Origin of the sequence: Simplicispira psychrophila DSM 11588, from assembly GCF_000688255.1 — a bacterium.
Classification (GTDB): domain Bacteria; phylum Pseudomonadota; class Gammaproteobacteria; order Burkholderiales; family Burkholderiaceae_C; genus Simplicispira; species Simplicispira psychrophila.
On the sequence record NZ_JHYS01000015.1, the window covers coordinates 26,795 to 42,354 of the forward strand.

Consider the following 15,560-nt stretch of genomic DNA (forward strand, 5'->3'; position numbering starts at 1 on the left):
CCTACCACCAGCGCCGCACGCGTGCGCAGTAGTCCAGGTAAGGCGCGCCAAAGCGCTGCGCCAGCGCCCGTTCTTCGGGCTGGATCTGAAAGCGCGTGATGAACGCGGCAAACACGAACGGCCCTAACAGCGCCCACGGCGACGCCAAAAACACCGCCAGCGCCAACAAGAGCAGCGCCAGACCCAGGTACATCGGGTTGCGCGTGAGGCGGTAAACCCCGCCAGTCACCACCGAAGAGCTGCGCTGGGGCGTGAGCGGGTTGGTGGTGGTTTTGGCTTTTCTGAAAGCCAGCAAACCGGCCAGGTCAAAGCACAGGCCCAGCACTGCCAACACCAGCGCAATCGCCACGCGCACGCTGCTGTGCAGTGCCAGCAGCGGCGGCAACAGCGTGGCGGCGTACATAGCGCCAGCCACGAGCACGGCCACCACCGGCGGCGGAATTTTCAAATCCAGCGAAACCATACGACCCTCCTTGCGCCAGCAGCCAGCGCGCAGCCTGTTTCAGCAGGTATTTTCTGCTGGCTTTTGCGCCGTCCCCCAGGCCAAGACACCTGAAGGGTGATTGACTACTTTTCTTTACGCAACACGCAGCTGGCCGTATGACGTGTCAAACTGCAGTTGGCTTTGGGTGGCCGATGCCTTTGGCCTGCAGTTGCCCATGGCGGTACAAATGCAGCACCGCAGAAAACCCCCGGTAAGCCGCCTGAAAGCGTGTTTGCCATCCCCCCACTACAGAAAGCGTCCCATGAAAAAACTCAACGTCACCATCGAACTGGAAATGTCTGTCCCGGACGACTGGGAACTGGTCAGCACCTCGGAGGGCTCCCCGGTGCTCAAGCTGCCCAATGGCGTGTTCATGGACATCGCCATTGAGCCGCTGTTTGCCAGCGACCCGGAAGAAATCTGGAGCAGCACCGAAGAAGAAACGGTGCTCAACGACATTCTGGACATGGTCGAGAGCGAAGCCGTGACATACGAATTTGTCACCCACTGAAGTTGTTGCTGGCCTGTATGCACGCACACACCTCTCTCACCACGTTCCTCCCCTCCCGCCGCACGGCCCTGCTGGCCAGCGTAGGCCTGCTGGCAGGGTCCTCGGCGGTATGGGCCGCCTCCAAAGGACGCGCCAAGGCGTCTGAACCAGGCGTCTGGCCGCGTGCGCTGGTAGTACCGGGCGGTGTGGTGCGCCTGTCGCTGGGGCCGGCGCCCGAGCGACCGGTGGCAGTGGCTGGCGAGGTGCCGCTCTTGGTGCTGGGCGACATGATCGAGTGGACGGCGGTGGTCGGCATTCCCCTATCGGCTCCGCTGGGTGCAGCGCACATCAGCGTCGCCGCCACAGCCGATAGCCCGGCGCGCCAAGTCGCTTACACCGTGGCCGACAAGCGCTATCGTGAGCAGCGCCTGACGGTGGCGCCGCGCACCGTCGATCTGTCGCCTGAAAACCAGGCCCGCTACGAGCGCGAGCGCGACCACCAGGCCGGGGTGATGGCGACTTTCAGTACGCCGTTGCCAGCGCGTTTGGCGATGCAGGTGCCGACCCCTGGGCGGCGTTCCAGCTCGTTTGGGCTGCGGCGCGTGTTCAACGGCCAAGCGCGCAATCCGCACAGCGGCATGGACATTGCGGCCTCTACCGGCACGCCGGTGGTGGCACCGCTGCCGGGCAAAGTCATCGACACCGGTGATTATTTTTTCAACGGCCAAACCGTGTGGCTGGACCACGGCGGCGGACTGCTGTCGATGGTGTGCCACCTGAGCGCCATCGACGTGCAGATCGGTGATTCCGTGCACACCGGCCAACGCGTCGGCGCTGTCGGCGCGACCGGCCGCGTCACCGGGCCGCATTTGCACTGGGGCGTGATGCTGAACCGCAGCATGGTCGATCCGGCGCTGTTTTTGCCGGCTTGAGACCAAAATACCAGTCAAAACCGGCTCTAACGCTTATACAGAAAGCGCTAGCAGCTATTAAAAAAAGAGCACCTTGCGGTGCTCTTTTTGATTGAGGGCTTCGCGCTTACTGAGGAACCATCGCACTGGCCGAGCCGGCTTGCTTGCGCAGCTCAAACTTCTGAATCTTGCCGGTGGCAGTTTTGGGAATATCACCAAAGATCACCGTACGCGGCACCTTGAAGCCGGCCAGATGCTGTTTGCAGTGCGCCATGATGTCTTCGGCGGTGGTGTGTACGCCGGCCTTGAGTTCGACAAAAGCGCAGGGCGTTTCGCCCCATTTCTCATCCGGCTTGGCAACCACGGCGGCAGAGAGCACGTCAGGGTGGCGGTACAGCACGTCTTCGACTTCGATGGACGAGATGTTCTCGCCGCCGGAAATGATGATGTCCTTGCTGCGGTCCTTGATCTGGATGTAGCCGTCCGGGTATTGCACTGCCAGGTCGCCCGAATGGAACCAACCGCCAGCAAAGGCTTCGACGGTGGCTTTGGGGTTCTTCAGGTAGCCCTTCATGGCGATGTTGCCCTTGAACATGATTTCGCCCATGGTCTGGCCGTCGTGCGGCACCGGCTCCAGCGTCTGCGGGTCGCGCACGCTGACGGCACGTTCCAAGTGGTAGCGCACGCCTTGGCGGGCGTTCAAACGGGCGCGCTCGCCGATGTCCAAGGCATCCCACGCCGGGTGCTTGGCGCAGACGGTGGCCGGGCCATACACCTCGGTCAGGCCATACACGTGGGTCAGGTCAAAGCCGAGTTTTTCCATGCCTTCAATCATCGACGCCGGTGGCGCGGCACCGGCCACCATGGCTTTGACGCCGCTGGGCAGGCCTTCTTTCATGCTGGCCGGGGCGTTGACCAGCAGACTGTGCACGATGGGCGCGCTGCAGTAGTGCGTCACGCCATGCGCGCGGATAGCGTTGAAGATGGCCTGCGGCTCGACCCGGCGCAGGCAGACATTGACGCCGGCGCGCATCGCCACCGTCCACGGAAAGCACCAGCCGTTGCAGTGGAACATCGGCAGCGTCCACAGGTAGACAGCGTGTTTGGGCATATCCCACTCCAGCACGTTGCTGATGGCGTTGAGCGCTGCGCCTCGGTGGTGGTAGACCACGCCCTTGGGGTTGCCGGTGGTGCCGCTGGTGTAGTTCAGCGCAATGGCATCCCATTCGTCGGCGGGCATTTGCCACGCAAAGTCGGCATCGCCTTGGGCGACAAAATCTTCGTAAGTGGTGCCGCCGAGCGAGTCGCTGGGGTGCTCGTACAAAGCGTCTTGCACTTCGATGATCAGCAGCGGCGTGGTGGCGGTGCGCAGCGGCAGCGCTTTGGCGATCAGGCCGGCAAATTCTGGGTCAACGATCAGCGCTTTGGCTTCGCCGTGGTCCAGCATAAAGGCGATGGCCTCGGGGTCGAGCCGGGTGTTGAGGGTGTTGAGCACTGCGCCGGCCATCGGCACGCCAAAGTGCGCTTCCACCATCGGCGGTGTGTTTGGCAGGATGGCGGCCACGGTGTCGTTTTTGCCGATGCCGCGCTGTTGCAGCGCACTGGCCAGCTGGCGGCAGCGGGTGTAGGTTTGCGCCCAAGTTTGGCGCAGCGCGCCGTGGACGATGGCCAAACGCTCGGGGTAGACCTGCGCGGTGCGCTCAATAAAGTCCAGCGGTGACAGCGGCGCATGGTTAGCGCCGGTGCGCGGCATGTCTTGGTCGTAAATACTGGTCATGAAGGTTTCCTTAAAAAAACGCAAACGGACTGCGCCTGATTACAACAGACGCCAGCCGGCAGGCCGGATGCGGAAGGGGGAACGCAATGAAGGAAAATGCCGCCGTGAGCATCCCCCAGTCCTTCATCCAAGAGTTACTCGACCGCACCGACATCGTCGAGGTCGTCGGCCGTTATGTGCAGCTGAAAAAAGGCGGCGCCAACTTCATGGGGCTGTGCCCCTTCCATGGCGAAAAATCACCCTCCTTCAGTGTCAGCCCGGCGAAGCAGTTTTTTCATTGCTTTGGTTGCAGCAAGAACGGCAATGCCATCACCTTTCTGATGGAGCACGCCGGCATGGGCTTTGTCGAGGCGGTGCACGACTTGGCGCAGCAAACCGGCTTGCAGGTGCCCGAAGACGATGTCTCGCCGCAAGAGCGCGAACGCGCCGCCGCCCGCAAGCAGCAGCAGGCCACGCTGACCGATGTACTGGAAAAAGCCGGCGCTGCTTACTGCCAGCACCTGAGCACGGCGCAGCACGCGATTGAATATTTGCAGCGCCGGGGCGTGTCCAGTGAGGTGGCCAATCGCTATGGCCTGGGCTACGCGCCCGAGGGTTGGCATGGGCTGGCGAGCGTGTTTGCACAGTACGACGACCCGTTGCTGGCCGAGGCCGGCTTGGTCATCGTCAACGACGAGAACCCCAGCGATGTGCGCCGCTACGATCGTTTTCGCGATCGGCTGATGTTCCCGATCCGCAACGTCAAGGGTGAATGCATTGGCTTTGGCGGGCGCGTGTTTGGCGATGAAAAGCCCAAATACCTCAATTCACCCGAAACCCCGGTGTTCCACAAAGGGCGCGAACTGTACGGCTTGTTTGAAGCGCGCACGGCGATCCGCGAGCACGGCCTGGTACTGGTCACCGAGGGCTATATGGACGTGGTGGCGCTGGCGCAGTGGGGCTTTCCCAACGCCGTGGCCACCCTGGGCACGGCCTGCACGCCCGAGCACTTGGGCAAGCTGTTTCGTTTTACCGAGGCGGTGGTGTTCAGCTTTGACGGCGACAACGCGGGCCGGCGCGCGGCGCGCAAGGCGCTCGAAGGTGCCCTGCCCTACGCCAGCGACACGCGCAGCATCAAATTTTTGTTCTTGCCCGCCGAGCACGACCCCGACAGCTTTGTGCGTGCGCACGGCAGCGAAGCTTTTGCGCGCCATATCAGCGCCGCCATGCCGTTGAGCGGCTTTTTGCTGGAAGCCGCCGCCGATCAATGCGACCTGGGCACGCCTGAAGGCCGCGCGCACATGGCCAGCAATGCGCGTCCGCTGTGGGAGCTGCTGCCGGATGGCGTGCTCAAACGGCAACTGCTGGGCGAGCTGGCGGCGCAGGCGCAGTTGGACGTGCGCGATTTGTCCGATGTGTGGAGCCAAGCCCGGGCGCGCGATGCCGCCCGAACGCATGGCGCGCACAGCATTCGCCACGCGCCGCAGCCGCACGCTGAGGCTTACCCCGACTGGGGCAGCGCCGAGCCGCCGTCGTACCTGTCCGATCTGCCCGATGGCCCGCCGAGTGGATTCGAGGGCGGGGCAGCGTCTTACGCACAGCGCCCGCCCCAGCCCAAACCGCGCTGGAACCCCAAAGGCACGAGCCCACGCGCCGCAGCCCCTGCTTGGAGCGGCGGCGCACGCGGCCCGCGCGCTGCACCCGCCAGTCGGGCCGACCACGCGGCGCGGCTGCTGCTGTCGCACATGGATTTTCTGGACACCCTGACGCAGGAAGACCAGGCGGTGCTGTGCGCGCTGGCGCCGCCGCACGGCCCGCTGTTTACCTGGCTCGAAGGCCAGTTCCATGAACACGGCGTACGCTCGTGGGCGCTGTTGTGTGAAGCCGTGCAGGGCCAACCATGCCAGAGCATTGCCGAACAGGTCATGACCGGCGCGCACGCCCAGACCCAAGGCGAAACCGCTGAACTGCGCACCGAACTGCGCAGCCTGCTCAACCGGATGCTGATCGAACACATCAAGCAGCAACAAGACGCGGCTATCGCCCAAGCAGCGCACGACCCCAGTGCCTTGCAGCGTTACCGCGAGTTGCAAGTGCGCCGCGTGGCACTGGAAAAACTCGCTGCGCCCGCCTCTTGAAATAAGCGCCGCCGCTATAATGTACGGTTAACGTCGGCAAGAGCGACAGCAGCACCTCCGGATCGGGCCACCGTGACACACACGCACAACCGCCCTCTGCGCCGCAAGGACTGCACTCCAAATGATCGCCCCAACATCTTGCTGCCGAGGAATCGCCCTCGAACCGTAATGGCCCTGCCTTTACCGTGCTCTGCGCGCCGACCCCTGTGGCGCTTGTGTTTTCTTTGTGTTCATTTTTGAATCTGAGGTCATGCCATGCCCACTCAAAAGTCTGCGAAGCAGCCCAAGTCCACCCCAGGTACCGCCGCCCCAGCCGCTCCCGCAACTGCCAAAAAACCACCGGCCCCCGCTGCTGCCGCACCAGCGGTCACACCCGTACTTCCGGTGGTCAAGAAAGTCAAAACCGTGTCCCCAAAAACTTCTGCCGAGCTGATCAAAGCTGCCGATGAATTGCTGAAGAAAAAACCCGCCCGCGCCAAAATCGTAAAAGCGACGGACGCCGACAGCACCGACGCCGCCGAAGCACCAAAAAAACGCGCGCCCGCCAAAGTCGCTGCCAAGCCCCCTGCCAAGCGCGGCCCCAAAGCCAAGTCCAAGGACGATGGGGATGACGACACCGACCTGTCGGACATCGAGTCCGACCTCGAAGGCGAACCCGAGGCAGAAACCGACACCGAAACCACAGTCGATGCCAACGCGGCGCCAGTCGAAAAGGTCAAGCCGCTGCGCATGAAGATCAGCAAGGCCAAAGAGCGCGCCTTGATGAAAGAGTTTGGCTTGGACGAAACGGTACTGTCTGAAGAAGACATGGCCAAGCGCCGCTCGCGCCTGAAAACCCTGATCAAGCTGGGCAAAACGCGCGGCTACCTGACCCACGGCGAAATCTCCGACCACTTGCCTGACAAGCTGGTCGATCAAGAGACGCTCGAAGTGGTGATTTCCATGCTCAACGATTTGGGCGTGGCGGTGTACGAGCAAACGCCCGATGCCGAGCAGCTGCTGGTGACCAACACCGCACAAACCGCCTCGACCGAAGAAGAAGCCGAAGAAGCCGCTGAAGCCGCGCTATCGACCGTGGACAGCGAGTTTGGCCGCACCACCGATCCGGTACGCATGTATATGCGCGAAATGGGCACGGTCGAGCTGCTGACGCGCGAAGGCGAAATTGAAATCGCCAAGCGCATCGAAGGCGGCTTGATGGCGATGATGGAAGCCATCAGCGCCTCACCGGCCACCATTGCCGAAGTGTTGGCCATGGGCGAAGAAATTCGCAGCGGCAAGGTGGTGATCACCACCATCGTCGATGGTTTTTCCAACCCCAACGAAGCCGACGACTATGTCGCCGAAGAAGACTTTGACGAGTTTGACGAAGACGACGATGACGACGGCAAGGGCGGCTCCAAGGCGCTGACCAAAAAGCTCGAAGAGCTGAAAAACGAAGCGCTGACCCGCTTTGACCTGTTGCGCGAGATGTTCGAAAAGATCCACAAGATCTACGAAAAAGAAGGCTACGGTACGCCGGCCTACATGAAGGTGCAGCACGCTCTGAGCGAGCAGCTGATGACCATCCGCTTCACCGCCAAGACGATTGAAAAGCTGTGCGACATGGTGCGCGCGCAGGTCGATGATGTGCGCAAAAAAGAGCGCGAAATGCGCCGCATCATTGTGGACAAATGCGGCATGCCGCAAGAGCAGTTCATCAAAGACTTTCCAGCCAACCTGCTGAACCAGCAATGGGTCGAAAAGCAGGCTGCGGCCGGCAAGCCGTGGAGCAATGTGATGGCGCGCAACATTCCGCCGATCCAGGACCTGCAGCAAAAACTGACCGACCTGCAGACCAGCGTGGTGGTGCCGCTGACCGAACTGAAAAGCATCAACAAGCGCATGAACGCGGGTGAATCCACCTCGCGCGGTGCCAAGAAAGAGATGATCGAGGCCAACCTGCGCCTCGTCATCTCGATTGCCAAGAAGTACACCAACCGAGGCCTGCAGTTCCTCGACCTGATCCAGGAAGGCAACATCGGCCTGATGAAGGCGGTAGACAAGTTCGAATACCGCCGGGGCTACAAATTCTCGACCTACGCGACGTGGTGGATCCGCCAGGCGATCACCCGAAGCATTGCCGACCAGGCGCGCACCATCCGCATCCCGGTGCACATGATCGAGACCATCAACAAGATGAATCGCATCAGCCGCCAGCACCTGCAAGAGTTTGGCTTTGAGCCCGATGCATCGGTGTTGGCCGAGAAGATGGAAATCCCGGAAGACAAGATCCGCAAGATCATGAAGATCGCCAAAGAGCCGATTTCCATGGAAACGCCGATTGGTGACGACGACGACAGCCACCTGGGCGACTTTATCGAAGACGGTGCCAACACCGCGCCCATCGAAGCCGCCATGCAGGCCGGTCTGCGCGACGTGGTCAAGGACATTCTCGATGGCCTGACACCGCGCGAAGCCAAGGTGCTGCGGATGCGCTTTGGTATTGAAATGTCCACCGACCACACGCTGGAAGAAGTCGGCAAGCAATTTGACGTGACACGCGAGCGCATCCGCCAAATAGAAGCCAAGGCGCTGCGCAAATTGAAGCACCCCAGCCGTAGCGACAAACTGCGCAGCTTTATCGATTCGCTGTAACTGAACGGGTAGCGATGGGGCCGACCGACTGGCCCACGCCACCCCCAGCGCCTGTCGCTTCCGTGGTGTCACCACGAGAACAGCAGGCGCTTTTTTATGGTGAATACATCGGTGTGTGCAGTGGTAGCACCACAACACTTTTTTCAGATTGAAGTGTTTTCAAGGTCTGACGCATACCGGGTATGCGTTATGAGCTACTAAACTTGTAGCAAAATAGATTCAGCGCTATAGTCCGCAGCGTGCCCAGAGCGCCCTGCTACTGGTGCTGAACTACCTCTGATTCCCTACTGCGCAAGGAGAAGCCACATGAGCTCCAAAGAGAACACCGCCATCAACCAGCTGTTTGAGCGGCTTGAATGCCGTTATGCATTGCGCGTCCTGTGGGCTCTGCGCGACGGCCACCCGCAAACCTTTCGCCTGCTGCAAGACAGCGTCGGCGGCATCACGCCCAACACGCTGAACACGCGCATCAAAGAGCTGCGTGAAGCCGGCTTGGTGGACCACGGCAATGACGGCTATATCGTCACCGCCTCCGGCACCGACTTGCTCAAGCGCCTGAACGATGTGCAAGCCTTTGCCACCCGCTGGGTCGCCAGTCGCGCTAAAAAATAAAACCACACAAAATATAAGTGAAATCAGCCTCCAGCCCTTTAGATACATGCGCTAGTAGCTATCATTTATATAGTAATTTCATCGTACCCACGCAATAAAAGGATTGTTTATGGCATTCACCACCACCGCCTCCGGCCTGCAATACGAAGACACCACCGTGGGCGAAGGCGCCGAAGCCACCAAGGGCCAACAGGTCACGGTGCACTACACCGGCTGGCTCTACCACAACGGCGAACAAGGCGCCAAGTTCGACTCCAGCCGGGACCGCAACGATACCTTTGTCTTTGGCCTGGGCGGCGGCCAAGTCATCCAGGGTTGGGACGAAGGCGTGCAAGGCATGAAGGTCGGCGGCCAGCGCACCCTCATCATCCCTGCAGCCCTGGGCTACGGCGCACGCGGCGCTGGCGGTGTCATTCCACCCAACGCCACGCTGAAGTTCGACGTTGAATTGGTCCAGGTCGGTCGTTAAATCGATTCCCCCGGTAGTTCAAAAAGCGGCTGATCAGCCGCTTTTTTTATGCCTGAAGGCCTGCCTCACCGCAGCAGCGCCTTCACTTGACTTCACTTCACATTTCAAAGCGCACCAGCGGCTGCTCTGGCACCGGCCGGGTAATCCAGCTGACCAGCACGGCTGCCAGCAACCCGGCGCTAACGCCGAACACCCCCGCTGACATCGGCTGGATACCAAACCACAGCCCATCGGCCAGCAACCAGCGCGGCACCAGGTGCTGTACTAGCAGCGAATGTGACACCATGTAATAAACAGCGATACCCAGCCCACACAACATGCCCGCCACGGCGCCACGCCGCGTGGTGCCGCGCCAGAAAATGCCCAGCACCATCACCGGTACAAAAGCCGAAGCAGCGAGCGAGAACGAGGCCGACACCAGCGGCAGGATGTCGGACGGTTTTAGCGCAGCGACAAAAGCTGCTCCAAGTGCCACCACCAGCAACGTGAATTTGGTCAAAATCACCCGCTGCTCGGGCGACGCACTGCGCGGGCGCGACTGAAAATACAGGTCGCGCACCAGCGCATTGCTGATGCTCAACAGCAGCCCGTCGGCCGTCGAGAGCGCCGCCGCCAAGCCCCCTGCCGCCACCAGCCCCGACACCACATACGGCATGCCGCCCAGCTCGGGCGTGGCCAGCATGATCAGGTCGGCGCCCAAGTGGATCTCACCAAATTGCACGAGGCCATCGCCATTGATGTCTTCCACCGACAGCAGCGAGGCATCGACCCGCGCCCACTGCGCCATCCAGTTGGGCAGTGAGTCAAAGCTGCTGCCGACCAGGTTGTTCATGACCTCGAACTTCACCAGCACCGCCAGCGCCGGTGCGCTCATGTAAATCAGGGCGACAAAAAACAGCGTCCACGCGACCGAGCGGCGCGCCCCGGCTACCGTGGGTACGGTGTAAAAGCGCGTCAGCAAGTGCGGCAGTCCGGCGGTGCCGACCATCAGACAGAACATCAGCGCCAGAAAATTGCGCCGCGTGTCCTGGTAGTCAGCCCGCTCTTGCGGCGTACCGTCGGGGTCCCCGGCATAAGGCTGGCTGTGCCGTGGCAGGCCCCCCAGCGGGCGCGCACGCTCGTAGTTTTCGCGCATTTTCAGCGTCCACAGCACGCGCGCGGCCGCAGCGTCGCGCGGCAAGGCGGCCAGTTCGCGGCTGGCAGCAACAATCAGGCCGACATCGGCGTTTTGTGCGCGCAGTCGGTGGATATTCGCCTGCCCCGCCTCGCGCGCGTGCTCCAGCGCGGCATCGACGTCTTGCAGGCGTGCTTCAAAATCCTGGGCGCGCAGCAGATAGGCGGCAATCACCTGGCGTTCAGCGGGCGAGTTCAGCAGTTGCGTTTCCAGATCGGCGATCTTGCCGATCTGCACGCCATACACCAACGGCGCCATCGGATTGCCCAGCTGCTTGTACGCCAGCCACGACACCGGAATCAAAAATGCCAGCAGCACCACTACGTACTGCGCCACTTGCGTCCAGGTGATGGCACGCATGCCACCCAAAAAAGAGCACAGCAGCACACCGCCCAAGCCGAGCATGATGCCGATTTCAAACTGTACGCCGGTCAGGCGCGAGGCGATCAGGCCAACGCCATAAATTTGCGCCACCACGTAGGTGAACGAGCACACCACCACCGCCAGCGCCGCAATCACGCGCGGCCAGCGGCCGCCAAAGCGCACATGGAAAAAATCGGGCACGGTGTACAGGCCCATGGCACGCAGGTGCGGCGCAATCAAAATCGCCACCAGACAAAACCCGCCTGTCCAGCCCAGTACATAGGCCAGCCCACCGGCGTGTCCGGGTGTACCGGAAAAACCTTGCAGGTACAGCGCGCCCGACAGGCTGATGAACGAGGCGGCGCTCATCCAGTCGGCCGCGGCGGCCATGCCGTTGTACATCGGCGGAATGCGCCGGCCGGCGACGTAATACTCTTCAGGATCGCTGGTGCGGCCATAGACGCCAATGGCGGCATACACCATGACGGTGAAAAACAGAAAAATTGGTCCGATCCAATGGCGCGACAGCCCACGCTGCTCGGCCCAAGCCATCAAAGCCAAAAACCCCAGCACGCCTAGCACGTACAGCGCCAGGATGCGGTGCAGGCGGCGGGCGTAGCTGGCAGCGTCAGCGGAATCAGGCATCGGCACGGCGCGTAGCGGGAGCGGGAGCGGGAGCGGGAGCGGGAGCGGGAGCGGCAGCCGCAGCCGCAGCGACGGCATCCTGGCGCTCAAAGTAACTCATGGCGCGGGCATAGACCAGCACGATGGCGATGAAAATCAGCACCGCGCCCTGCGCAGCCATCCAGTAGCCCAGCTCCCAGCCGTCCAATGCCAAAGTCAGGTCGCGGGCAAAGAAGCAGGCGCCAAACGACGCCAGCGCCCACAGCACCAGCAGCCCCGCCTTGAGCCACAGGTGGCGCACATCGTGCAAATCGGGCGGAAACGGCCGCGCTTCCTGGCCATCGTCATCGGCGTCTGGAATCGCGGCACGCATGGCAAAACAGCCGATGAACTACCGCTTAGCGGGCCAGCTGCTGCCAGGTGGCGATCACGCTGTCGGGGTTCAGCGAGATCGACGAGATGCCCTCGTCGGCCAGCCACTGGGCAAAGTCCGGGTGGTCTGAGGGACCCTGGCCGCAGATGCCGATGTACTTGCCCTGAGCGCGGCAGGCCTGGATGGCCAGATGGATCAGCGCCTGCACGGCCGGGTCGCGCTCGTCAAAGTCAGCGGCCAGCAGCTCCAGACCGGAATCGCGGTCCAGGCCCAGCGTCAGCTGCGTCAGGTCGTTCGAGCCAATCGAGAAGCCGTCGAAGAACTCGAGGAAGCGCTCAGCCAAGATGGCATTGCTTGGAATCTCGCACATCATGATGTATTTGAGGCCGTTATCACCGCGCGGCAGGCCGTGCTGCGCCAGCAACTGCGTGACGCGCTCGGCCTGGCGCAGCGTGCGCACAAACGGCACCATGATCTGCACGTTGGTCAGCCCCATGTCATTGCGCACGCGTTTGAGCGCCTCGCACTCCATGGCAAAAGCCTCGCCAAATTCCTGGCTGGTGTAGCGCACGGCACCGCGGAAACCCAGCATCGGGTTTTCTTCCTCGGGCTCGTAGCGGCTGCCGCCGATCAGCTTGCGGTACTCGTTGCTCTTGAAGTCCGACAGGCGCACGATCACCGGCTTGGGCCAGAAAGCGGCAGCAATCGTCGCCACACCCTCAGCCACCTTATCGACATAGAAAGCACGCGGGCTGGCGTGGCCACGTGCCACCGATTCGACCGCTTTTTTCAAGTCGGTGTCGATGTTCGGGTAGTCCAGGATGGCCTTAGGGTGCACGCCGATGTTGTTGTTGATGATGAATTCGAGCCGCGCCAGGCCCACGCCTTCGTTGGGCAGTTGGCAGAAGTCAAACGCCAGCTGGGGGTTACCGACGTTCATCATGATCTTGACCGGCGAAGCGGGCATTTCGCCGCGCTGCACCTCAGTCACTTCGGTTTCCAGCAGACCATCGTAGATGCGGCCGGTGTCGCCCTCGGCGCAACTCACCGTCACCAGCGTGCCGTCTTTCAGCTGCTCGGTGGCGTTACCGCAGCCGACCACCGCCGGAATGCCCAGCTCGCGCGCAATGATGGCGGCATGGCAGGTGCGGCCACCGCGGTTGGTCACGATGGCGCTGGCGCGCTTCATCACCGGCTCCCAGTTGGGATCGGTCATGTCGGTGACCAGCACGTCGCCGGCCTGCACCTTGTCCATCTCGCTGATGTGGTGGACCAAGCGCACCGGGCCAGTGCCAATCTTCTGACCAATGGCGCGGCCCTCGGCCAGCACCGGGCCCGTCCCCTTCAATTTGTAGCGCAGTTCGGCTTGGCCCTTGGACTGGCTTTTGACCGTCTCGGGACGCGCTTGCAGGATGTACAACAGGCCGTCCTGCCCGTCCTTACCCCACTCGATGTCCATCGGGCGGCCATAGTGCTGCTCGATCACCAAGGCGTAGTGCGCCAGTTGCTGCACATCGGCATCGGTCAGCGAATAGCGGTTGCGTTGCTCAGCAGGCACGTCGACGGTTTTGATCAGTTTGCCTTCGGCGGCTTTTTCTTCGGGCGTGGCAAACACCATCTGGATCAGCTTGGAGCCGAGGTTGCGGCGAATCACCGCCTGGTTGCCGGCCTTGAGCATTGGCTTGTGCACATAGAACTCGTCGGGATTGACAGCGCCCTGCACCACCGTCTCGCCCAGGCCATAGCTGCTGGTGATAAACACCACGTCTTCAAAGCCCGATTCGGTGTCGATAGTGAACATCACGCCGGCTGCGCCCAAGTCCGAGCGCACCATGCGCTGCACACCGGCCGATAAGGCGACCACGTCGTGCTCAAAACCCTTGTGCACGCGGTAGCTGATGGCGCGGTCGTTGTAGAGGCTGGCAAACACCTCTTTCATCTTGTGCAACACGTCCTCAATGCCAACCACGTTGAGGAAAGTTTCTTGCTGACCGGCAAACGAGGCATCCGGCAGGTCTTCGGCGGTGGCCGACGAACGCACGGCAAAGCTGGCTTGCGGATTGCCGGCGGACAAAGTGGCAAAGGCTTCGCCAATGGCTTTTTGCAGGTCGGCCGGGAACGGCTGGGCCTCGACCATGGCGCGGATTTCCGCGCCGACGACGGCCAGCGCGCGCACGTCTTCGGTATCGAGCGCGGCCAGCTTGGCGCTGATCTTGCCGGCCAGGCCTTCGTAGGCCAAAAATTCGCGGAAAGCGTGGGCGGTGGTGGCAAAGCCGGTGGGCACGCGCACGCCCTCGGGCAGTTGCGAAATCATCTCGCCGAGCGAGGCGTTCTTACCGCCGACCGACTCGACGTCGCTCATTCTCAGGTTTTCAAACGGTACGACCAGGTCGGTCGGGCTGAAAAGTGCAGACATGGGAAAGCTCCAGAAGTTGAAAGCGGTACGGCCATGTAACGGGTGCAACTGAGTTGTTGTTTTTTTGCGCTGCGCGGTTACACGGCCTGAAATTCGGATAATCGGCGCCATTGTAGGCTCCCCCCAACAGGCTCTCGCCCATGCACACACGCACCGTATTTTTTGTCTCCGACGGCACCGGTATCACCGCCGAAACCTTTGGCAATGCCATCCTGGCGCAGTTTGAACTGGTGCCACGGCGCGTGCGCCTGCCCTTCACCGACACGGTGGACAAGGCCCACCAGGTGGTGCGCCAGATCAACCACACCTCGGAACTGGAGGGTAGCAAGTGCATCGTCTTCACCACGCTGGTGAACATGGAAGTGCTCAAAGTGATCCGGGAAGGCTGCAAAGGCATGTTGCTGGACATGTTCGGCACCTTTGTGCACCCGCTGGAGATGGAGTTGGGCATCAAGTCGCACCACCGCGTCGGGCGCTTTTCGGACATCAGCAAGAACAAGGAATACCAGGACCGTATCGAGGCCATCAACTACAGCCTAGCGCACGACGACGGCCAGAGCCACAAGAACCTGGAAGCCGCCGATGTCATCCTGGTGGGCGTCAGCCGCAGCGGCAAGACACCCACCAGCCTGTACCTGGCGATGCAGCACGGCCTGAAAGCCGCCAACTACCCACTGATCCCCGAAGATTTTGACCGGCGCCAGCTGCCGCCGGCGCTGGTGCCGTTCAAGAAAAAGATTTTTGGCCTGACCATCAGCGCCGAGCGCCTGTCCGAAATCCGCAGCGAGCGCCGCCCCGACTCGCGCTACGCCAGCCTGCAAAACTGCCGCATGGAAGTGAGCGAAGCCGAAGCCATGATGCGCCGCGCCGGCATCCGCTGGCTATCGTCCACGCACAAGTCGATTGAAGAAATTGCCACCACCATCCTGCAGGAAGTACGGCCCGAGCGGTTGAGTTACTGACTGTCCAATGCCCAGGACGCTCAGTACGCCCAGCAGCGCCAATGCCGGCTAATCCCCTATGGGATTGGCCGAGGTAGTAGGCTGCACTGAGGATCGAAAACTTTGAGCGTGCTGACAGCGGTTGACTATTCTCGTAACCCCCTTCGATTCT

12 protein-coding genes are annotated in these 15,560 nt (G+C 61.8%); 7 read left to right on the forward strand and 5 right to left on the reverse strand.

Features of this window, described 5'->3' with window-relative positions; translation table 11 throughout:
• Position 1: 1 nt before the first annotated feature.
• Entirely contained in the window at positions 2-463 is a 462-nt protein-coding gene (locus tag Q390_RS0113795; protein WP_027996587.1) for a methyltransferase family protein, read from the reverse strand.
• 283 nt (positions 464-746) lie between these two features.
• Here Q390_RS0113795 and Q390_RS0113800 point away from each other — a divergent pair, with 283 nt between their 5' ends.
• Positions 747-995 (forward strand): hypothetical protein, encoded by a 249-nt coding sequence (locus Q390_RS0113800; RefSeq protein WP_027996588.1) that lies wholly within the window; start codon positions 747-749, stop codon positions 993-995.
• A gap of 17 nt (positions 996-1,012) precedes the next feature.
• Complete coding sequence (locus Q390_RS0113805; RefSeq protein WP_084153927.1) at positions 1,013-1,906, forward strand: peptidoglycan DD-metalloendopeptidase family protein; 894 nt, start codon at positions 1,013-1,015, stop codon at positions 1,904-1,906.
• A gap of 106 nt (positions 1,907-2,012) precedes the next feature.
• On the opposite strand, the gene Q390_RS0113810 is transcribed toward Q390_RS0113805, so the two are convergent.
• Positions 2,013-3,662 carry an acyl-CoA synthetase gene (locus tag Q390_RS0113810; RefSeq protein ID WP_027996590.1) on the reverse strand — a complete coding sequence of 550 codons (1,650 nt, stop codon included), beginning with the start codon at positions 3,660-3,662 and terminating at the stop codon, positions 2,013-2,015.
• A gap of 104 nt (positions 3,663-3,766) precedes the next feature.
• Between Q390_RS0113810 and dnaG the strand changes: the two genes are divergently transcribed.
• From dnaG to Q390_RS0113830, 4 genes are all read left to right on the forward strand, one after another.
• A complete protein-coding gene (gene dnaG / locus Q390_RS0113815) occupies positions 3,767-5,779 on the forward strand; it encodes a DNA primase (protein WP_027996591.1) in 2,013 nt (670 codons plus the stop codon).
• A gap of 255 nt (positions 5,780-6,034) precedes the next feature.
• The gene (gene rpoD, locus Q390_RS0113820) at positions 6,035-8,416 is read left to right on the forward strand and encodes an RNA polymerase sigma factor RpoD (protein WP_027996592.1); all 2,382 of its coding nucleotides are present in this window, start codon (positions 6,035-6,037) and stop codon (positions 8,414-8,416) included.
• A 306-nt stretch (positions 8,417-8,722) separates the two neighbouring features.
• Complete coding sequence (locus tag Q390_RS0113825; protein ID WP_027996593.1) at positions 8,723-9,028, forward strand: winged helix-turn-helix transcriptional regulator; 306 nt, start codon at positions 8,723-8,725, stop codon at positions 9,026-9,028.
• Positions 9,029-9,137: 109 nt separating this feature from the next.
• Entirely contained in the window at positions 9,138-9,497 is a 360-nt protein-coding gene (locus tag Q390_RS0113830; RefSeq protein WP_027996594.1) for an FKBP-type peptidyl-prolyl cis-trans isomerase, read from the forward strand.
• A 97-nt stretch (positions 9,498-9,594) separates the two neighbouring features.
• On the opposite strand, the gene Q390_RS0113835 is transcribed toward Q390_RS0113830, so the two are convergent.
• Genes Q390_RS0113835 through ppsA form a run of 3 tightly spaced genes read right to left on the reverse strand, consistent with a single transcriptional unit; the run spans position 9,595 to position 14,447 of the window.
• Complete coding sequence (locus Q390_RS0113835; protein ID WP_027996595.1) at positions 9,595-11,679, reverse strand: VC_2705 family sodium/solute symporter; 2,085 nt, start codon at positions 11,677-11,679, stop codon at positions 9,595-9,597.
• Positions 11,672-12,031: a DUF4212 domain-containing protein gene (locus tag Q390_RS18600; protein ID WP_051603264.1), complete on the reverse strand. Its 360-nt coding sequence runs from the start codon at positions 12,029-12,031 to the stop codon at positions 11,672-11,674. The genes Q390_RS0113835 and Q390_RS18600 overlap by 8 nt, the downstream gene beginning before the upstream one ends.
• A gap of 25 nt (positions 12,032-12,056) precedes the next feature.
• Positions 12,057-14,447: a phosphoenolpyruvate synthase gene (gene ppsA, locus Q390_RS0113845; RefSeq protein WP_027996596.1), complete on the reverse strand. Its 2,391-nt coding sequence runs from the start codon at positions 14,445-14,447 to the stop codon at positions 12,057-12,059.
• A gap of 140 nt (positions 14,448-14,587) precedes the next feature.
• On the opposite strand from ppsA, the gene ppsR reads away from it, so the two are divergent.
• On the forward strand, positions 14,588-15,409 hold the full coding sequence (gene ppsR, locus Q390_RS0113850; RefSeq protein WP_027996597.1) for a posphoenolpyruvate synthetase regulatory kinase/phosphorylase PpsR: 822 nt from the start codon (positions 14,588-14,590) through the stop codon (positions 15,407-15,409).
• The last annotated feature ends 151 nt before the right edge of the window (positions 15,410-15,560 follow it).